Origin of the sequence: Aquabacterium sp. G14, from assembly GCF_037482285.1 — a bacterium.
GTDB lineage: Bacteria > Pseudomonadota > Gammaproteobacteria > Burkholderiales > Burkholderiaceae_C > Aquabacterium.
On record NZ_JBBEYB010000004.1, the window covers coordinates 212810 to 232065 of the forward strand.

Sequence of the window (19256 nt, forward strand, 5' to 3'; positions counted from 1 at the left end):
GCGAGCGGGCCCGCCTGTGCCAATGCGGGGTCATCCGATCGAGACCCGCAGCGGCCCGGTGCGGCCAGGCTGTGGGTCAGTAGATGTCGGGCACGTACATGCTCGCCGGCACCGGCTGGCGGATGTAGTCCTCGCGGCGCTCACGCGGGGGCAGTTGCACCGGGGGGTGCTCGATCTCGTGGTAGTCGAACTGAGACAGCAGGTGCGCGATGCAGTTCAGGCGCGAGCGCTTCTTGTCCACGGCCTGCACGACCCACCAGGGGGCCTCGGGGATGTGGGTGCGCTCGAGCATCACCTCCTTGGCTCGGGTGTAGTCCTCCCAGCGGCGGCGGCTTTCCAGGTCCATGGGGCTGAGCTTCCACTGCTTGAGCGGGTCGTGGATGCGGCCCAGGAAGCGCGCTTCCTGCTCGTCGTCGGACACCGAGAACCAGTACTTGATGATGCGGATGCCGCTTCGCACCAGCATCTTCTCGAACTCGGGCACCGAGCGGAAGAACTCTTCGAGCTCGTCGTCGGTGCAAAAGCCCATCACGGTCTCGACACCGGCGCGGTTGTACCAGCTGCGGTCGAACAGCACGATTTCACCGGCGGCGGGCAGGTGAGCGACGTAGCGCTGAAAGTACCACTGCGTTTTTTCGCGGTTGTTGGGCGCGGGCAGGGCGGCCACGCGGCACACGCGCGGGTTCAGGCGTTGGGTGATGCGCTTGATGGTGCCGCCCTTGCCTGCCGCGTCTCGGCCTTCGAAGATGACGACCACGCGCTGGCCGGTCGCGACCACCCAGTCCTGCAGCTTCACCAGCTCACCTTGCAGGCGGAACAGCTCGCGAAAGTAGAGGCGGCGCAGGTCGCGGGCCTCGGGCGACATGCCGATGGTGCCTTCCAGCAGCCGGTCATCAACCTCCATCTCCAGCTCTTCGTCGTAGCTGTCGATGGCGTCGTCTTGCAGGCGACGCAGCATGTCGGCGTCGAGAACAGGTTTGGATGTGGAGCTCATGCGAAAGAGGGCGGGGGCAAAAGGCGGAACAAAGGACAAAGCAGCTTCCCACCTTGCCACAGTCGTGTGTCGATTTGGTGATCATGCCAGGGGATGCCCGGGCTGGCAGCGGGTCCCTGCTCCCGGTCTTGAGGGGGATGGACGAATTGATGCACATCTGTGCACATAATCCCGGGTTGTCGCTTTTTCGAAAAGACGCTTGGCGTCTGTCGCACCCCATGTCTCAGTTCGTCCGAATCATCAGGGGCACTTTTGCCTCGCTGGTGCTGGCTTGCAGCACCTTGATTGGCTTCACCTTGATGATGCCGTTTGCCCTGCTCAAGCTGTTGCTGCCCTTCAAGCCGGCACGCCGCGTGTTCGACGCCGTGATCAACGGCATCGGCGAGAGCTGGATCGGCGCCAACAACTGGTGGATCGACATGGTGGGTCACACCCGCTGGCAGGTCTCGGGCCATGAGGGCTTCCGTCGCCAGGGCTGGTACCTGGTCAGTAGCAACCACCAGAGCTGGGTGGACATCCTGGTGCTGCAGTACGTGTTCAACCGTCGCATCCCGTTTCTCAAGTTCTTCATCAAGCAGGAGCTGATCTGGGTGCCGGTGATCGGCCTGTGCTGGTGGGCGCTGGACTTCCCCTTCATGAAGCGCAAGGGCGGCGTCAGTGCCCAGAAGGATCTGGAGACGGCCCGCAAGGCCTGCGAGAAGTTCCGCGTGATCCCGACCTCGGTGATCAGCTTCATGGAGGGCACGCGTTTCACCAAGGCCAAGCACGACCAGCAGCGCTCGCCCTATCAGCACCTGCTCAAGCCCAAGAGTGGTGGGGTGGCCATGGCGCTGGAAACCATGGGGGAGATGTTCGACTGCATGCTCGACATCACCATCGTCTATCCGCACGGCGTGCCCACCTTCACCGACCTGCTGATGGGCCGCGTGGACGAGGTGGTGGTCACCGTCAAGGAAGTGAAGATTCCCAAGGAAGTGCTGGTGGACGAGAGAGGCCAGGCCCCCAGCCGCGCCACCATCCAGACCTGGGTGCAGGGTCTGTGGGAGGCCAAGGACCGTGAGATCGGTGAGATCAAGGCCCGTTATTCAGGCAAGTGATGGCGGGTACGTGATGGCGGGCGGTTGAGCCCGCCAGGCCGAGGGCCCGCCCGGGTCGGAAGACCGGGGCGCCGGCCTGATCAAGGCGCGGCAGGGGCGGAGGCGCCTGAAGCAGCGGCCGATGCTGCGGCCAGCAAAGGCTGACGCAGGCGCTCGAACTCGGCGGGCGCCACATACTGCAGCAGTTCCTTGCCTTCGCTGTCGAGCGCCAGATCCAGCCCCTTGTCGGGGTAGAGGAAGTGCACCAGGTGGCCGTTGCTGCGCACGCGCTCAGCGGGCTGGCCAAAGCGGCTCAGGATGATGGCTTCGTCCAGATTGGCGGCGGGGATGAAGCTCACGGCGGTGACCGGGGCTTTCAGGGCCTCGGCCAGGTCGGTGCTGGCGAGCGTGGCCTTGCGCGTGGTGCCGCCCATGTATTCCGTTTTGACGGCACGCTCGCGCATGCCCTGGATGACGTCCGGCGGCAGGTGGGCCGTGATGATGGCCTTGCCGCTGATGAAGCCGGCCTGCATCGGGTCCACATAGGCTTCCAGCGTGCCGACCTCGTTGGGCGCGGCCACGATGGCAATCTGCACCGCATCGCCCCAGCGACGCTGGATGTCGCCCAGGGTACTGCGGCCGGCAGAGGCCTCGCCCAGCGTCAGGCCCAGCACCTGACTGCCACCGCCAGGCAGGGCTTGCACTTGCCAGGGCATGTCGTGGGTGGCGGCGGGGGCATCGTGTTGGCCTGACCACATGCCGCCTCCCACGATGAGGGCGCTGGCGCCCAAGGCTGCGACCACCAGGCCGCTCACGATCCAGAACTGCTTCATGTCTTGTAGTTGGGGTCCACCCGGTCCAGTTTGCGGATCAGGGCCGGCCACACGAAGTTGCCGCCCTGGCCGCCGGTCTGCACCTTGCTGGCGCGCGACACGCCCGACATGATGCCAGGGTCCACCTCGGTGAGGGCGGCCCCGCCCGACTGGGCGGCCAGCTGGATGCGGCAGGTGCTTTCGAACAGGTACATGTTCAGGAAGGCGTCGGCGATGGTGCGCGAGGCGACCAGCAGGCCGTGGTTGCGCAGCATCAGGAAGCGCTTGTCACCCAGGTCGGCCTGCAGTCGGGGCTTCTCTTCCTCGCGGAAGGCCACCCCTTCGTAGTCGTGGTACGCCAGAGAGCTCAGCACGAAGGTGCTTTGCTGCGAGATGGGCAAGACGCCCTCACGCTGTGCCGACACGGCCACGCCCGCCACTGTGTGGGTGTGCATCACGCAGCCCACGTCGTGGCGTGCCTCGTGGACGGCGCTGTGGATGTTGAAGCCCGCCGGGTTGACCGGGAAGGGCGAGTCCATCACCTTGTTGCACTGCAAGTCCACCTTGACCAGGCTGGAGGCCGTGATCTCGTCGAACATCAGCCCGTAGGGGTTGATCAGGAAATGGTGCTCGGGCCCCGGGATGCGCGCCGAGATGTGGGTGAAGACCAGATCGCTCCAGCCATACAGGTCCACCAGCCGGTAGGCGGCGGCCAAGTCCACGCGCAACTGCCATTCTTCGGCGCTGACCTGGTCTTTCAAGGAAGGCATGTTCACGCGGCGGACCTCAGACGTCGATGGCATCGGCCGAGCCAGCCACCTTGCGAAGCTCGTACTTCTGGATCTTGCCGGTCGAGGTCTTGGGCAGCTCGCCAAACACCACAGCCTTGGGCACCTTGAAGCCGGCCAGGTGGGCCTTGCAGTGCGCCACGATGTCTTCGGCGGTGACTTGGGCACCGGCCTTCAGTTCGATGAAGGCGCACGGCGTCTCGCCCCACTTCGGGTCGGGCTTGGCGACCACGGCGGCGGCCATCACGGCGGGGTGGCGGTAGAGCACGTCTTCCACCTCGATGGACGAGATGTTCTCGCCGCCCGAGATGATGATGTCCTTGCTGCGGTCCTTGATCTTGACGTAGCCATCGGGGTACATCACCGCCAGGTCGCCGGTGTGGAACCAGCCGCCGGCAAAGGCCTCTTGCGTGGCCTTGGGGTTCTTGAGGTAGCCCTTCATCGTGATGTTGCCGCGGAACATGATTTCGCCCATGGTCTCGCCATCAGCGGGAACGGGCTGCATGGTCATCGTGTCCATTACGGTGACGTTGCGCTGCAGGTGGTAGTTCACGCCTTGGCGAGCGTTCAGGCGGGCACGCTCGCCCACGTCCAGCGCATCCCAGGCTTCGTGCTTCACGCACACCGAGGCGGGGCCGTAGATCTCGGTCAGGCCGTACACGTGGGTGAGGTCAAAGCCCAGTTGTTCCATGCCTTCGATCATGGCGGCGGGGGGCGCGGCTCCGGCCACCATGCTCTTGACTTGGTGGGTGATGCCCTGCTTGAGCGCGTCCGGCGCGGCGATCATGGCCGACAGCACGATGGGCGCGGCGCAGTGGTGGGTCACTTTGTGAGCCCGGATAGCGTCGAAGATGGCCTTGGGGTCAACACGGCGCAGGCAGACGTTGACGCCGGCCCGCGCGGCCACCGTCCAGGGGAAGCACCAGCCGTTGCAATGGAACATGGGCAGCGTCCACAGGTAGACGGCGTGCTTGGGCATGTCCCACTCCAGGATGTTGGAGATGGCGTTGAGCGCCGCGCCGCGGTGGTGGTAGACCACGCCCTTGGGGTTGCCGGTGGTGCCCGAGGTGTAGTTCAGGCTGATGGCGTCCCACTCGTCCTCGGGCAGCTGCCAGGCGAAGTTCGCGTCACCGCTGGCCACGAAGTCGTCGTAGGTCTGGCTGCCGATGCGTTGCACCGTGCCGGCGTACAGCGCATCTTCGGTGTCGATCACCAGTACCGGGTGGGTGGACTGGCGCATCGCCAGCGCGCGGCTCATGACCGCGGCAAATTCGGGGTCGACGATGACGGCCTTGGCTTCGCCGTGGTCGAGCATGAAGGCCAGTGCTTCAGCGTCCAGGCGGGTGTTGAGCGTGTTGAGCACGGCACCCGACATGGGGATGCCGAAGTGCGCTTCGACCATCGGGGGGGTGTTGGGCAGCATCACGGCCACCGTGTCACCTTTGCCGATGCCGTGCCGTTGCAAGGCGCTGGCGAGCTGGCGGCAGCGTGTGTAAGTCTGTGACCAGGTCTGGCGCAGGGCGCCGTGGACGATGGCCAGGCGGTCAGGGTAGACCAGCGCCGAGCGCTCCAGGTACAGCAACGGGGTCAAGGCTGCAAAGTTGGCGTCGTTTTTGGGCAGGTCTTGCGCGTAGATGTTCGGCATCGGTTTTCTCCTTGTGGGAATCCTGCATCGTGCCTCAAGTGGCGAGGCGTGGCCTCGGGTCAATCCCCGTTGTCGGGGGAAACCTGATCCAGATCAGGATCGGGCAGCACCTTGATGCGGGCACCGTGCAGGCTCACCACCTGACCGCCGCGGATCTTGGCCGTCTTGCGCAGCTCGTCGCGGCCATCAACCTGCACCATGCCTTCGGCCACCATGGTCTTGGCGCGTCCGCCGCTTTCGGCGAGGCCGCAGGCCTTGAGCAGGCGGTCCAGGGTGATGAATTCGCCACGCAGGGGAAAGGTGATCTGTTGCAGGGGCATGGTGGGGGGCGATTCAGGGTTGTCAGGGGGATGGACGAGGGCACAAGAGGGGTTTCACCGTGCACAATCTCGGGATTGTGGATCACGCTGTTTTCAGATACGGTGCGATCCGCGTGCCCGACCTCTATTTTGTCCCGTGAGGGGACCGCCTCGCCATGAGCATGAAGAAAACCGACCTGGAAAAGAACAAAGCCATCAAGCTGCGCGAAGGCGTGCAGAAGGCCCCGGTGCCGACGCGCTTTGGCGTGGCCTCGACCGCGGTGCCCGATCGCCGCGAGCAGCGTCGACTGGACCAGGCGGCGGGCTTGGTGCCGTTCGCCTGCAAGCTCAAGGATGAGTTGGTGCAGCGCCTGCGTGCCCTGGCTGAGCAAGAGGGCGGGGACCTGAATGCCCTGACCGAACGTCTGATCCGTGCCGGTCTGAGCGCCGAGGGCGTGCGTGTGCCGACAGCCAAGAAGGCAGTGTCCCCCGCAATCGCCAAGAAGGTCGCGGTGAAGTTGCCGACGGTGAAGGCACCTGCAAAAGCGCCCGCAAAGGCTCCGGCGAAACCGGCTGCGGCGACCGAGGCGCCGGTGAAACCTGTGAAGAAGGCCGCTTCCAAGCCGACGACCCCCGTGGTGGCCAAACCCGCAGCGGCGAAGAAGGCCACCGCCACCAAGACGGCGGTGAAGTCGGCCCCAGCCAAGAAGGTGCCCGCCAAAAAGGCCGCGACGCCGAAGGCTGTGGTCGCCAACAAGGCCCCAGCCAAGAAAGCGGCCGTCAAAAAGGCCGTCCCTGCCAAAACCAAGAAGGCCTGATCTCGGCGGGTGGGTCTCCCATCCTGATGTGGCCTGATCTCGATCGTTGAACCTGGAGTTCTCATGACCCGACCTGTGATGCACCTTGTCGATCCCAAGACCGGGGAGTCCGATCCCGCCGACATCCGTCGGGTCTTCGACTCGCAACTGGCCACGTCGCTGGCCTGGCGCGAATCGACGCTTGCCGAGCGCATTGCGCGCTTGAAGAAGCTGCGCGAGGCCATGCTGGCCCGCCGCGCCGATTTCTATGCGGCTTTCGAGAAGGACTACCGCAAGCCCGCCATCGAGGTCGACGGCACCGAGTTCATGCCGGTGCTCGAAGAGATCCGCCACACCATTGGCTCGCTGAAAAAATGGGCCCAGCCCAAGCGCGTTCGCCCCACCATCGGCACCTTGTTCACCGAAAGCTGGATCGAGTACCAGCCGCGGGGCCGCTGCCTGATCATCGCGCCGTGGAACTTTCCGCTCAACCTGTGTTTCGGCCCGCTGGTGTCGGCACTGGCGGCCGGCAACACCGTCATCCTCAAGCCTTCGGAGATGACGCCCTCGGTCAGCGCCGTGATGGCCCAGGTCATTGCCGACACCTTCCCGTCCAACGAAGTGGCCCTGTTCGAGGGCAGCTTGCCCACGTCCACGGCGCTGCTGGAGTTGCCGTTCGACCACATCTTCTTCACCGGCTCACCGGCCGTGGGCAAGGTGGTGATGGCAGCGGCGGCCAAGCACCTCACCAGTGTCACGCTGGAGTTGGGGGGCAAGTCGCCGGTGATCGTCGATGAGACGGCCAACGTGCGCAACGCCGCCGAGGTGATGCTGTGGGGCAAGCTGACCAACTGTGGTCAGATCTGTGTGGCGCCCGACCACGTGTTCGTGCACGAGAGCGTGAAAGATCGCTTCGTGGCCGAATGCCGCAAGGTGCTGGCCGAGCGCTATGGCGCCACGCCCGAGGCGCAACGTGCCTGCCGCGACCTGACGGGCGTGATCAACCAGCGTCACACCCAGCGCATTGCCGGGCTGCTGCAAGACGCCGTGGCCAAGGGCGCGCGCACCCTGACCGGTGGCGAGGTGGACGTGGCGGGCTGCTACATCGCGCCGACGCTGCTCGATCAGGTGCCCCGCGACGCGGCCATCATGTCGGAAGAGATTTTTGGCCCGCTGCTGCCCATCCTGACCTTCCGCAACGTGGACGAGGTGGTGCGCCAGATCAACGAAGGCCCCAAGCCGCTGGCGCTGTATGTGTTCAGCCAGGACAAGGCGCGTACGCGCCGCATCCTGGCGCAGACCAGCTCGGGTGGTGTGGCCATCAACCAGGTGGTGCTGCATTACGCGCAGGGCAACCTGCCGTTCGGCGGGGTCAACAACTCCGGCATCGGCAACGCCCACGGCGAGTTCGGCTTCAAGACCTTCTCGCACGAGCGTGGCGTGCTCAAGGGTGGCTCGATCAACGCCGCCAAGATGCTGTTCTACCCACCTTACACGGGCCTCAAGCGCCGCATGGTCTCGCAGTTCCTGGGGATGCTGAAGTACCGCCTGCCCCTGTGAATCACCGCGGAAGAAGGGTGATCCCCCAGGGGTGTCACCCTGTGAATGGCCGATAATCCCAGCCGTTTGATTTCGACACTGCCCGCCTGCTGGTTTCGACCTGCCTGGCGGGCTTTTTGCATGCCTCACGGATCGTGGACATCTTCATTCAACAACTGATCAATGGCCTGGTGCTGGGCAGCATGTATGCGCTCGTGGCCCTGGGCTACACCATGGTGTACGGCATCGTGAACCTCATTAACTTCGCCCACGGCGAGGTGCTGATGGTGGGGGCGCTGGTGAGCTGGACGGTGGTCACCCTGCTGGGCGACACCGGCTGGCCCGGCTGGGTGCTGCTGAGCCTGTCGCTGATGGCGGCCATGGCCGTGTGCATGGCGCTGAACTACGCGATCGAGAAACTGGCCTATCGGCCGCTGCGCAATGCGCCCCGACTGGCGCCGCTGATCACGGCCATGGGCATGTCGCTGCTGCTGCAGACGATGGCCATGATCATCTGGAAGCCCGATTACAAGCCTTATCCCATCCTGCTCAATGACGAGCCCTATGAGTTCATGGGCGCCACGATCAACCTGGTGCAGATTCTGATCCTGGTGGTGACGGCGCTGACCATGGCAGGACTGCTGGCGCTGATCCATGGCACCAAGCTGGGTCGCGCCATGCGCGCCACGGCCGAGAACCCGAAGGTGGCGCAGTTGATGGGTGTGCAGCCCGACAAGGTCATCTCGGCCACCTTCATCATCGGCGCAGCGCTGGCCGCCCTGGCCGGGGTGATGTGGGCCGCCAACTATGGCTCGGTGCAGCACACCATGGGCTTCTTGCCCGGCCTCAAAGCGTTCACGGCAGCGGTGTTTGGTGGCATCGGCAACCTGGGCGGGGCCATGGTGGGCGGGGTGCTGCTCGGCGTCATCGAGGCGATGGGCGCGGGCTACATCGGTGAGCTGACGGGCGACGTGCTGGGCAGCCACTACCAGGACATCTTCGCTTTCGCGGTGCTGATCCTGGTGCTGACCTTGCGACCGCGCGGCCTGCTGGGTGAGCGCGTGGCCGACCGGGCGTGATGGGTAAAGGTCGAGCCATGTTGAAGAACCGTTTGCACGTTTTCCTGATCAGCGCCGTGGCCCTGGCCATCCTGCCCTTGGCCTTGCAAGGCGTGGGCGAAGCCTGGGTGCGCATCATCGACACCGCCTTGCTCTACATCCTGCTGGCGCTGGGACTGAACATCGTGGTGGGCTTTGCCGGCCTGCTGGACCTGGGCTACATCGCCTTCTATGCGGTGGGCGCCTATCTGTTCGCGCTGCTGGCGTCGCCACACCTGGTCGAGAACCTGCCGGCCGTGGCGGCCATGTTCCCCAACGGCCTGCACCTGCCCATCTGGGCCGCCATTCCGCTGGGGGCGGCTGTGGCGGCGATGGCCGGGGTGCTGCTGGGCGCCCCCACGCTCAAGCTGCGTGGTGACTACCTCGCCATCGTCACGCTGGGCTTTGGCGAAATCATCCGCGTGTTCATGAACAATCTGGATGCGCCGGTCAACATCACCAACGGCCCCAAGGGCATCAGCAGCATCGAGCCCATCCACATCGGGCCTTTGAGCCTGGGCGAGTCGCTGCACATCGGGGGCTTCACGCTGTACTCGGTCACGCTGTACTACTACCTGTTCCTGGCGGTGGTGGTGCTGGCCGTGGTCATCAGCCTGCGCCTGCACGACTCGCGCCTGGGCCGCGCCTGGATCGCCATCCGTGAAGACGAGATCGCGGCCAAGGCCATGGGCCTGAACACGCGCAACCTCAAGCTGCTGGCCTTCGGCCTGGGAGCCATGTTCGGTGGCGTGGCCGGGGTGCTGTTCGCCAGCTTCCAGGGTTTTGTTTCGCCCGAATCGTTCAGCCTGCAAGAGTCGGTGCTGGTGGTGGCCATGGTGGTGCTGGGCGGACTGGGGCACATCCCCGGCGTCATCCTGGGCGCCTTCCTGCTGGCCGCCTTGCCCGAGGTGCTGCGCCATGTGGCGGGGCCCTTGCAAGCGCTCACGGATGGCCGCCTGGATGCATCCATCCTTCGCCAGTTGCTGATCGCGCTGGCCATGATCGGCATCATGCTGGCGCGGCCACGGGGCCTGTGGCCCTCTCCGAACCCGGAAGATCGCCTGATCCCGGGTGAGGCCAAGGGAGGTCGCGCATGAGCAACCCTCTGTTGACGGTGTCCGGCGTGTCCAAACGCTTTGGCGGTTTGCAGGCGCTCAGCGAGGTCGAGCTCACCATCGAGCCCGGACAGGTGCATGGCCTGATCGGCCCGAACGGCGCAGGCAAGACCACCTTCTTCAATGTGATCACCGGGCTGGTGCCGGCCGACCGGGGTCGCTTCACGCTGGCGGGTCGCGCCTACCGACCGACCGAGGTGCACAAGGTGGCGCAGGCCGGCATCGCGCGCACCTTCCAGAACATCCGCCTGTTTGCCGACATGTCGGCGCTGGACAATGTGCGGGTGGGGCGCCATGTGCGCACGAAAGTGGGCTGGTGGCAGGCCCTGCTGCGCACGCGCGCCTTCATGCACGAAGAAGCCCTGATCACCCGCGATGCCCAGGCCTTGCTGGATTTCGTCGGCCTGTCGGGCAAGCACCACCAGACCGCGCGCACGCTGAGCTACGGCGACCAACGTCGCCTGGAGATTGCCCGCGCCCTGGCGACCGAGCCCAAGCTGCTGGCGCTGGACGAACCTGCGGCCGGCATGAACGCCACCGAGAAGGTGCAACTGCGTGAACTGATCGAGCGCATCCGCGCCCAGGGGCGTGCCGTGCTGCTGATCGAACACGATGTGAAGCTGGTGATGGGCCTGTGCGACCAGGTGACGGTGCTGGACCAGGGGCGGCGCATTGCCCATGGGCTGCCAGCCGACGTGCAGCGCGATCCCGCTGTGATCGCGGCCTACCTGGGCCAGTCCCACCAGCCTGCTTGAGTGCCTTGCGATGACGTTGTCTGCTGCTGTTTCTGTTTCTTCGAGCGCTGCTGAGCCCTTGCTGGCCGTGCGCGATCTGCATGTGGCCTATGGCGGCATCCAGGCGGTCAAGCGCCTGGACATGGTGCTGCATCCGGGCGAGTTGGTCAGCCTGATCGGCGCCAACGGCGCGGGCAAGACCACGACGCTCAAGGCCATCTGCGGCCTGCTCAAGCCCCAGTCGGGTGAGGTGCGCTACCAGGGCCAGAGCCTGATCGGCCAAGGCCCGTGGGACTTGGTCAGCCAGGGCCTGGTGATGGTGCCCGAAGGCCGCGGCATCTTCGCGCGCATGACCATCGACGAGAACCTGCGCATGGGCGCCTACCTGCGCAAGGACGGCGAGGTGGAGGCCGACATTGCGGCGGTGTACCAGCGCTTCCCGCGTTTGAAAGAGCGTCACAAGCAGCTGGCCGGCACCTTGTCGGGCGGCGAGCAGCAGATGCTGGCCATGGGGCGAGCGCTGCTGGCGCGCCCCAAGCTGTTGCTGCTGGACGAGCCTTCGATGGGCCTGTCGCCCATCATGGTGGACACGATCTTCGAGGTGGTGCGCGACGTGTCGCAGCAGGGCGTGACCGTGCTGCTGGTCGAGCAGAACGCCCACCGCGCGCTGGAGCTGGCCGACCGGGCCTATGTGCTCGACTCGGGTGAGTGCGTTCTGTCGGGTCCGGCGAGGGAGTTGCTGGGCAATCCGCAGGTGCAGGCGGCTTATCTGGGCGGTTGAAGCCTCGGGGCGGGCGGTGCCGTCGCCGTCTTGACCCTGCGTGGCGGGCGGGGTAGGCTGCAGCGTCAGGCCTTGTGAGGCCAACGAAGGAGCCGCCATGTCAGGCCATACCGTTCGCCTTCACCGTGTGCTGCGTGCGCCGCCTGAGCGCGTCTACCGCGCCTTCCTCGATCCGCAGGCGATGGTCAAGTGGTTGCCACCCCATGGCTTCACCGGTGAGGTCCATGAGCTGGACGCACGGGTCGGCGGTCGCTTTCGGATGTCGTTCACGCACTTCGCCACGGGTCAGACGCATTCGTTCGGCGGTGAGTACCTGGAGTTGCTGCCCTACACCCGCATCTGTCACACCGATGCGTTCGATGACGCAGGCCTGCCCGGCGCCATGCGGGTGACGGTGAACTTCACACACGTGTCGTGCGGCACCGAACTGAGCATCGTGCAGGAGGGCATCCCGGAGGCCATTCCGCCCGAAGACTGTCATGTGGGCTGGCAGGAGTCGCTGGCCTTGCTCGCCTTGCTGGTCGAGGCCGAGATCCCCGTGTGAGCCATGCGCCTGGCCCTGGTCTCCGACATCCATGGCAATCTGGCCGCGCTGGAGGCCGTGCGTGCCGACATTCGCCGCCGGGGGGTGGATGCGGTGCTCAACCTCGGTGACAGCCTTTCCGGCCCCCTGCTGCCGAAGGAGACGGCGCAATGCCTGATGGCCGAAGGCTGGTTCAGCCTGGCAGGCAACCATGAACGCCAGATGTTGCAGACCCCGCTGGACCAGCAAGGGGCGTCGGACGGCCATGCCAGTGCGCAACTGGGCGAGGCCGAGCGGGCCTGGATGGCCGCGCAGCGTCCCTGGCATGCGTGGTCGGACGAAGTGTTCCTGTGTCACGCCACCCCTCGCAGCGACGCGGCTTACCTGATGGAGACCGTGCAGCCGGTGGGCGACGGGCAGGGCGTCGTGCGCATGGCCACGCAGGCCGAGTTGAGCGAACGACTGGGTTCGCAGATGGACGTGGTGCAGGCCAGTCTGATTGCCTGTGGCCACACCCATGTGCCGCGGGTGATGCGCAGTGCCACCGGTGCCTGGGTGGTCAATCCCGGCAGTGTCGGGCGGCCGGCCTATGACGATGTCCAGCCGATGCACCACCGGGTGGAGATGGGTTCACCCGACGCCCGCTACGCCATCGTCGAGCGCTGCGGTGCGGCGTGGACGGTGTCCTTGCTGGCCGTTCCCTACCCGCACGTGGCCATGGCCGAGTTGGCGCGTCAGCGAGGGCGGGCCGAGTGGGCGCATGCCCTGCAAACCGGCTTCATGCCACGGACCTGAGGGGCGTGGCGCGCCCGCTCCGAGCGCTGTTCGGCCAGATCAGGCCAGCGCGGCCACGATCTTGTCGGCCACCGTTTTGAGGTGGGCCGGATCGGCCATGTGCGTGGCGTGCGGCTTGCGCAGGTCGGCGATCGAGCCGGGAATCACGTGGATGTGAAAGTGCGGCACAGTCTGGCCGGCGCCTTCGCCATTGAGCTGCATCAGCACCACGCCTTCGGCACCCAAACCCTTCTTCTGCGCGTTGCCGATCTTGCGCACGGTGGCCAAGCAGGCCTGCGCGGCTGCATCCGACAGCTCGAACAAGGTCACGGCCGGCTCCTTCGGGATCACCAGCGCGTGGCCTTCGGCCTGCGGCATGATGTCCATGAAGGCCAGCGTGTGGGCGTCTTCGTACAGCTTGATGCAGGGGATCTCGCCGCGCAGGATCTTGGCGAAGATGTTGTTCGAGTCGTAGGACATGGCAACTCCGTGAAAGGGTTGGAAGGGCTTGAGCGCGCGGAGTGCTCAAGCGCCGTGCTTGTCGGCCTCGCTGGTGAAGGCGTCGGCGTAGAAGAACTCTTCGGGCAGGCCGGCCTGCGTGGTGAAGTCCTGGCGTGCCGATTGCACCATGATCGGGGCTCCGCAGGCGTAAACCTCGTGGGCCGACAGGTCAGGCAGGTCGGCCAGCACGGCCTGGTGAACGAAACCGGTTCGGCCAGTCCACGCGTCTTCCGGCTTGGCGTCGGACAGCACCGGCACGTAGCTGAGCCAGGGCAGCTCGGCGGCCTGTTGCTGCGCCCAGTCGTGCAGGTAGAGATCGGCCCGGCTGCGGCAGCCCCAGTACAGCGTGGTCGGGCGGCTGATGCCGGCGTGGCGCATGTGCTCGATGATGGCCTTGAGCGGCGCGAAGCCGGTGCCCGAGCCCAGCAGCACGATGGGACGCTCGGAGTCTTCGCGCAGGAAGAAGGTGCCAAACGGGCCTTCCACGCGCAGGATGTCTTTCTCTTTCAGCGTGCTGAACACCTGATCGGTGAACAGGCCGCCCGGCATGTGGCGGATGTGCAGCTCAATGCCTTCCGGTCCGGCTTCCTTGACGGCGTGCGGGGCGTTGGCCATCGAGTAGCTGCGGCGCTGGCCGTCTTTCAGGATGAACTCGATGTACTGGCCGGCGCGAAAGCCAAAGCTGTTGTTGGCCGGCAGTTGCAGGCGCAGCACCATCACATCGGGCGCGACGCGGGTGAGGCGGGTCACACGCGTGGGCATCTTGACGGGCGGGTGGTCGCCCAGGGCCACGACCTGCCGGGCTTCGATGACGAGGTCGCTCTCGGGCTTGGCGCAGCAGGTCAGCAGGTAGCCGGCGGCCGCTTCGGCGGCACTCAGAGCCTTGTCCTGGTGGGAGCCGTGGCTGACCTGGCCCGACACCAGCTTGCACTTGCACGAACCGCAGGCGCCGTCCTTACAGCCATAGGGCAGGCCGATGCCGGCGTTGATCGCAGCGCCCAGCACCGTTTCGTTGGCCTCCATGGTGAAGCTGCGGCCACTGGGCTGGATGGCGACGGAAAAACTCATGATGGACTCACACTCCGGACGAAGACAGGGCGACTGAGACCTCCTGTGCAGAGGGACAAATGCGAAGGCCTCAGAATCTCAAGCTGGATTTTCGCTCAGACCCGCCATGTTCCAGCCTCAGCCTTCGCGTCATGCCCGATTTCGTCAAACCCGTGTGCTCATCGTGGGCTGTGGCGATGTGGGGCAGCGCGCCGCCCAGCTGCTGCAGCCCCGGTGCCGGGTGCTGGCCTTGACCTCGCAAGCTGAGCGTGTGCCGGCCTTGCGGGCGCAGGGGCTGGTGCCCTTGGTGGGCAATCTGGACGATGCGCGCTCGCTGGCGCGCTTGTCGGGTCTGGCCACGCGGGTGCTGCATCTGGCGCCGCCGCCGTCCTCCGGCAGCCAGGACCCGCGCACCGCGCGCCTCTTGCAAGCGCTGGCGCGGCGTGGCGGTGTGAAGTCTTTGGTGTACGGCAGCACCTCGGGGGTCTATGGCGATGCGGGCGGTGCCTGGCTGGACGAGACGCGCACCGTGCAACCGGCCACCGACCGAGGACGTCGCCGGGTGGACGCCGAAGCGCGCCTGCGTTGGTGGGGGCGCCAGCAATCGCCGCGCTGGGGCACGCGTGTGAGCCTGCTGCGCATCCCGGGCATCTATGCGCTCGACCGTGAAGGTGGCGATCCGCGTGAGCGTGTGCGTCGTGGCAGCCCCTTGCTGCGCCCTGAGGACGATGTCTACACCAACCACATCCACGCGGATGACCTGGCGCGATCGTGCGTGGCGGCGCTGTGGCGAGGTCGGCCCGGCCGCGTCGTGCACGTGTGCGACGACACCGAGCTGCGCATGGGCGATTACTTCGACTGGGTGGCCGACCATTTCGGCCTCCCGCGCGCGCCCCGCTTGTCGCGGGCCGAAGCGGCACAGCAGCTCAGCCCGATGCAGCTGTCCTTCATGGGCGAGTCACGCCGCCTGCGCAACCAGCGCCTGAAAACCGAGCTGCGGGTGGCCTTGCGCTATCCGACGATCCGCGAAGGCTTGAGCGGGTAGGCCAACGTGAGTCTGATTGAGGGCGCTCTGAGCTTGCGCAGCTTGGTGCCCTCAGGTCGGCGCAGCGGTCTTGGGTTTGAACTTGCACCAGTTGGAGACACTGCACTCCCAGCAGCGCGGTTTGCGCGCCTGGCACACATAGCGCCCGTGCAGGATCAGCCAGTGGTGGGCGTGCTGCAGGTACTCGGCCGGGATGCGCTTGAGCAGCTTCTGCTCCACTTCCAGCGGCGTCTTGCCGGGGGCCAGGCCGGTGCGGTTGCCCAGGCGGAAGATGTGTGTGTCCACCGCCATGGTCGGCTCGCCAAACGCCACGTTGAGCACCACGTTGGCGGTCTTACGGCCCACGCCAGGCAGGGCTTCCAGCGCCTCGCGCGTGCGCGGCACCTCGCCCCCATGCTGCTCGATCAGGATGCGGCAGGTCTCCAGCAGGTGCTTGGCCTTGCTTTTGTACAGCCCAATGGTCTTGATGTACTCGCACAGGCCGTCCAGCCCCAGGTCGAGGATCTGTTGTGGCGTGTTGGCCACCGGGTAGAGTTTGCGGGTGGCCTTGTTGACGCCCACGTCGGTGGCCTGGGCCGACAGCAGCACGGCGGTCAACAGCTCGAAGGGGGTGCTGTACTCCAGCTCGGTTTCCGGGTGCGGGTTGGCGGCTTGGAGGGTGGAGAACATCTGCTCGATGTCGGCCTTTTTCATCGCTGTGGTCATGACGACGTGAGTCTGCCCTGTGACGTTGTTCAGCTCTGACGTCGGCGCCAGCTCGCCAACAGCCCCATGCCGACCAGACCTGTCAGGGAGAGCGCAAAAGCCGAGGGCTCCGGAACGGGGGACAGCACCAGGCCGTCAAAGAACACCGTACGACTGTAGTACGGCGTGTTGGCCAGGTTCGTGGGGTCGCTGCTCAGCACGAAGTCCAGGGCCAGTCGGCCGCTGAGGTCGGTGGGCAACTGCGCTGGCAGATCCGTGCCGCTCAGGAAATCGCCTGCACCCCCCTGTCCACTCAGCCACAGCAAGCGCACGTTGTGCAGGCGGTAGCCCCCGGTCTCGAAGTACACCAGATTGCGGGGCACTTGAGAGGGCGTCTGATTGCTGCCCAGCGCTGGCGACAGATCGGCGCCCATCTGCAGGGTGTCCAGGTAGGGGTAAGGTGCGGGATTGTCGTTGCTCAGGGCGATACCGCCGGTGGCATCTGAAAACGAGAAACCGCCCACAGTCCCGACGATGTTCGACGTGGCCCGAAGGTACAACTCGGCATTGCCCCCCAAACCCAAGGCGCCGGTGTTGCCTGCATAGGTGGCGCCGGCCGTGTCGTAGGTGAAGCTGCCACTGACCGTGGCGTTGTCGCCCAGCAAGGCAGCGATCTGGGCATTGCTGCCTACCGCAACGGTGCCGGTGCTGAAGCTGTAGTCAATGGATGCGGCCTGGCTGCCCATGGCGGCCATGGTCAGGACGAAGCCGAGCGTGGTGATCACTTGGCGCGTTGGACGGCAGTTCACTGGACGGCTCCCCTTGGGTGGATGGCAATGCCACGCATCATAGGGCTTGGCCCCTGCTGAGCCGACCCCTCAAATCAGCATGATGCTGTTCGGCAGTTCATTGGCTCGACGCACCTGAGGAGAGGCTGGGTGGTGCATGCGCAGCAGCTCGCACACCCGGGCAATGGCCTGCATGAGGCCATCTTCCACGGATTGATCGCGCAGGGCGTGTGACAGCTCGGTCACCAGGGCGCGCCATTGGCTTTCAGGCACCAACCGGGCCAGACCTCGGTCGGCCAGTACCTCGATGCGGCGATCTGCCAACAACAGATAGATCAGCACGCCGTTGTTGTGTTCGGTGTCCCACACGCGCAACTGGCTGAACAGGTCGAGTGCACGGTCACGGGCATCCACGCCGCGCCACAGATGGGCCAAGTCCAGACCGCCTTCCACGCACACGCGCAATTCGCCCAGGTGGCGCGCCTCGCTGCGGGTCACAGCCTCTTCCAGGCGTTGCAGCCCGGCGTGGGTCAAACAGCGCCGGCTGTCGGCAGCGTCCAGCCACAGGTGGCGCAGCCATCGGATCAGTGTGTTCATCGTGCTGCCCTCACCAGCGTCCCGAGGCGCCACCGCCTCCAAAATTGCCTCCGCCGCCCGAGGAAAAGCCTCCTCCACCGCCTCCGAAACCGCCACCCCCGAAGCCTCCCGGCGGGCCGCCCCAACCGCCACGCCCGCGCCCGCCATGGCCCAGCGACAGCGCCAGGACGACGGCCAGCACGGCGGCCACCACACCCAGCAGCACGCTGGCGGTCAGCCACCAGGCCAGACCACCGCCGATCAGACCGGTGCCCAGTGCGCCGGCTTTACGGCCGAGCACCGCGCTCAACACGCCGAACAGCACGGGCACGCCCATCAGGCCGAACACGAGCAGGTCATTCAGGTCAAAGCCCTCGGCGCGTCCCCGGTCCGCGGTGGGTTCAGGCAGGCCTTCACCGGCAATCAGCTTGTCGATCTGGTCGATGGCCTTGGAGAGTCCGTCGGCATACGCACCGGCCTGGAAAGCAGGTTTGAGCGTGCGTTCGATGATGCGGCTGGCCATCAGGTCGGGGATGGCGCCTTCCAGCGTCTTGGCGACCTCGATGCGCATGCGCCGATCTTGCAGCGCCACAACGATCAACAGGCCATCGCCCACCTCGCGGCGCCCGATCTTCCAGCTGTCACCCACGCGCTGCGCATAGGCGGCGATGTCTTCAGGCTGGGTGGTGGGCACCATGAGGATGACCACCTGGGAGCCGCGCTGTGTCTCCAGCGCCTGTAGTTGGTCGCTCAAGGCACGTACCTGCTCGGCCGTCAGGGTACCGGTCTGGTCGATGACGCGGGCGCTCAGGGCCGGCACGGGCAGCACGCCCCCAGCGCCGGTCGTGATGTTCACCTGCGCCCAGGCGACAGGCGCCACCCCCCAGAGCGTCAGGACGAAAACCAGGCTCAGCAGCCCCGCCAGCAGACGTCCCGGCAGGTCCATCCACGGGCGCAGGCCCAGCCGACGCAGCACGGCGGGCCTCACTTCTTGCCGAAGTCGACCGTGGGCGGCGCGGAAATCTGGGCTTCGTTTTGCACCGTGAAGTTGGGCTTGGGCGCGTAGCTGAAGACCATGGCCGTCAGGTTGGTCGGGAAGCTGCGGGCCAGCACGTTGTAAGCCTGCACCGACTCGATGTAGCGGTTACGGGCCACGGTGATGCGGTTCTCGGTGCCTTCAAGCTGGATGCGCAGGTCCTGGAAGCCCTGATTGGCTTTGAGGTTGGGGTAGTTCTCGCTGACCACCAGCAGGCGTGACAGGGCGCCGGACAGTTCACCTTGCGCTTGCTGGAACTTGGCGAAGGCCTCGGGGTTGTTGATCAACTCGGGTGTGGCCTGGATGCTGGTGGCCTTGGCGCGCGCCTCCACCACCTTGGTCAGGGTTTCCTGCTCGAAGTTGGCTTCACCCTTGACGGTGGCGACGATGTTGGGGATCAGGTCGGCGCGGCGCTGGTACTGGTTGAGCACTTCCGACCAGGATGCCTTGGTCGCTTCATCCAGACGCTGGAAGTCGTTGTAGCCGCAGCCCGTCAGGGGCATGACCAAGGCGATGGCCAAACTGAGGCCGGCTGCGCGGCGGGCCAGGGGCGAGGGGGCGAATCGAGACGCGGACATCGCAAACCTTTCTGATCAGGAGGGACT

Annotated in this window: 22 protein-coding genes; 10 read left to right on the plus strand and 12 right to left on the minus strand. The window is 65.9% G+C overall.

All coding sequences use genetic code 11. From position 1 onward, the window contains the following. Positions 1 to 76 precede the first annotated feature (76 nt). Positions 77 to 994, minus strand: coding sequence for a polyphosphate kinase 2 (ppk2, locus tag WIT60_RS06855; protein WP_339583188.1), 918 nt, complete (start codon positions 992 to 994; stop codon positions 77 to 79). A gap of 218 nt (positions 995 to 1212) precedes the next feature. Here ppk2 and yihG point away from each other — a divergent pair, with 218 nt between their 5' ends. After that, positions 1213 to 2091: a 1-acylglycerol-3-phosphate O-acyltransferase, YihG family gene (gene yihG / locus WIT60_RS06860; RefSeq protein WP_339583189.1), complete on the plus strand. Its 879-nt coding sequence runs from the start codon at positions 1213 to 1215 to the stop codon at positions 2089 to 2091. 80 nt (positions 2092 to 2171) lie between these two features. Here yihG and WIT60_RS06865 read toward each other — a convergent pair whose 3' ends face one another. Genes WIT60_RS06865 through WIT60_RS06880 form a run of 4 tightly spaced genes read right to left on the minus strand, consistent with a single transcriptional unit; the run spans position 2172 to position 5635 of the window. Further along, positions 2172 to 2903 (minus strand): hypothetical protein, encoded by a 732-nt coding sequence (locus tag WIT60_RS06865; protein WP_339583190.1) that lies wholly within the window; start codon positions 2901 to 2903, stop codon positions 2172 to 2174. Continuing rightward, entirely contained in the window at positions 2900 to 3652 is a 753-nt protein-coding gene (locus WIT60_RS06870; protein ID WP_339583247.1) for a class II aldolase/adducin family protein, read from the minus strand. The genes WIT60_RS06865 and WIT60_RS06870 overlap by 4 nt, the downstream gene beginning before the upstream one ends. Positions 3653 to 3668: 16 nt before the next feature. Further along, positions 3669 to 5315, minus strand: a complete 1647-nt coding sequence (locus WIT60_RS06875) for an acyl-CoA synthetase (protein ID WP_339583191.1) — start codon at positions 5313 to 5315, stop codon at positions 3669 to 3671. 59 nt (positions 5316 to 5374) lie between these two features. Continuing rightward, positions 5375 to 5635, minus strand: coding sequence for an RNA-binding S4 domain-containing protein (locus WIT60_RS06880; RefSeq protein WP_084819831.1), 261 nt, complete (start codon positions 5633 to 5635; stop codon positions 5375 to 5377). A gap of 155 nt (positions 5636 to 5790) precedes the next feature. Between WIT60_RS06880 and WIT60_RS06885 the strand changes: the two genes are divergently transcribed. From WIT60_RS06885 to WIT60_RS06920, 8 genes are all read left to right on the plus strand, one after another. Beyond that, the gene (locus WIT60_RS06885; RefSeq protein ID WP_339583192.1) at positions 5791 to 6432 is read left to right on the plus strand and encodes a hypothetical protein; all 642 of its coding nucleotides are present in this window, start codon (positions 5791 to 5793) and stop codon (positions 6430 to 6432) included. Between the two features lie 63 nt (positions 6433 to 6495). Beyond that, a complete protein-coding gene (locus WIT60_RS06890) occupies positions 6496 to 7971 on the plus strand; it encodes an aldehyde dehydrogenase family protein (RefSeq protein ID WP_339583193.1) in 1476 nt (491 codons plus the stop codon). A 134-nt stretch (positions 7972 to 8105) separates the two neighbouring features. Next, entirely contained in the window at positions 8106 to 9029 is a 924-nt protein-coding gene (locus WIT60_RS06895; protein ID WP_339583194.1) for a branched-chain amino acid ABC transporter permease, read from the plus strand. A 17-nt stretch (positions 9030 to 9046) separates the two neighbouring features. After that, entirely contained in the window at positions 9047 to 10144 is a 1098-nt protein-coding gene (locus WIT60_RS06900) for a branched-chain amino acid ABC transporter permease (protein WP_339583195.1), read from the plus strand. Next, on the plus strand, positions 10141 to 10917 hold the full coding sequence (locus tag WIT60_RS06905) for an ABC transporter ATP-binding protein (protein WP_339583196.1): 777 nt from the start codon (positions 10141 to 10143) through the stop codon (positions 10915 to 10917). The genes WIT60_RS06900 and WIT60_RS06905 overlap by 4 nt, the downstream gene beginning before the upstream one ends. A gap of 10 nt (positions 10918 to 10927) precedes the next feature. Further along, the gene (locus tag WIT60_RS06910; protein ID WP_339583197.1) at positions 10928 to 11677 is read left to right on the plus strand and encodes an ABC transporter ATP-binding protein; all 750 of its coding nucleotides are present in this window, start codon (positions 10928 to 10930) and stop codon (positions 11675 to 11677) included. Between the two features lie 97 nt (positions 11678 to 11774). After that, positions 11775 to 12221: an SRPBCC family protein gene (locus WIT60_RS06915; protein WP_339583198.1), complete on the plus strand. Its 447-nt coding sequence runs from the start codon at positions 11775 to 11777 to the stop codon at positions 12219 to 12221. A 3-nt stretch (positions 12222 to 12224) separates the two neighbouring features. Next, positions 12225 to 12995: a metallophosphoesterase family protein gene (locus WIT60_RS06920; RefSeq protein WP_339583199.1), complete on the plus strand. Its 771-nt coding sequence runs from the start codon at positions 12225 to 12227 to the stop codon at positions 12993 to 12995. Between the two features lie 39 nt (positions 12996 to 13034). Here the strand turns inward: WIT60_RS06920 and WIT60_RS06925 are convergent, their stop codons facing one another. Together WIT60_RS06925 and WIT60_RS06930 are read right to left on the minus strand one after the other, a co-directional pair. Then, positions 13035 to 13454 (minus strand): HIT family protein, encoded by a 420-nt coding sequence (locus WIT60_RS06925; RefSeq protein WP_339583200.1) that lies wholly within the window; start codon positions 13452 to 13454, stop codon positions 13035 to 13037. Between the two features lie 45 nt (positions 13455 to 13499). Further along, on the minus strand, positions 13500 to 14543 hold the full coding sequence (locus WIT60_RS06930; RefSeq protein WP_339583201.1) for a CDP-6-deoxy-delta-3,4-glucoseen reductase: 1044 nt from the start codon (positions 14541 to 14543) through the stop codon (positions 13500 to 13502). A 106-nt stretch (positions 14544 to 14649) separates the two neighbouring features. Between WIT60_RS06930 and WIT60_RS06935 the strand changes: the two genes are divergently transcribed. Beyond that, the gene (locus WIT60_RS06935) at positions 14650 to 15567 is read left to right on the plus strand and encodes an SDR family oxidoreductase (protein ID WP_339583202.1); all 918 of its coding nucleotides are present in this window, start codon (positions 14650 to 14652) and stop codon (positions 15565 to 15567) included. A 51-nt stretch (positions 15568 to 15618) separates the two neighbouring features. Here the strand turns inward: WIT60_RS06935 and nth are convergent, their stop codons facing one another. The 5 genes from nth to WIT60_RS06960 all read right to left on the minus strand — a co-directional run bounded on the left by nth (position 15619) and on the right by WIT60_RS06960 (position 19154). Further along, entirely contained in the window at positions 15619 to 16260 is a 642-nt protein-coding gene (gene nth, locus WIT60_RS06940; protein ID WP_339583248.1) for an endonuclease III, read from the minus strand. Between the two features lie 41 nt (positions 16261 to 16301). Continuing rightward, complete coding sequence (locus WIT60_RS06945) at positions 16302 to 17036, minus strand: PEP-CTERM sorting domain-containing protein (protein WP_339583203.1); 735 nt, start codon at positions 17034 to 17036, stop codon at positions 16302 to 16304. A gap of 93 nt (positions 17037 to 17129) precedes the next feature. Further along, positions 17130 to 17636 (minus strand): TPM domain-containing protein, encoded by a 507-nt coding sequence (locus WIT60_RS06950; protein ID WP_339583204.1) that lies wholly within the window; start codon positions 17634 to 17636, stop codon positions 17130 to 17132. A gap of 10 nt (positions 17637 to 17646) precedes the next feature. Beyond that, complete coding sequence (locus tag WIT60_RS06955; RefSeq protein WP_339583205.1) at positions 17647 to 18591, minus strand: TPM domain-containing protein; 945 nt, start codon at positions 18589 to 18591, stop codon at positions 17647 to 17649. An 8-nt stretch (positions 18592 to 18599) separates the two neighbouring features. After that, on the minus strand, positions 18600 to 19154 hold the full coding sequence (locus tag WIT60_RS06960; protein ID WP_339583249.1) for a LemA family protein: 555 nt from the start codon (positions 19152 to 19154) through the stop codon (positions 18600 to 18602). Positions 19155 to 19256: the final 102 nt, after the last annotated feature.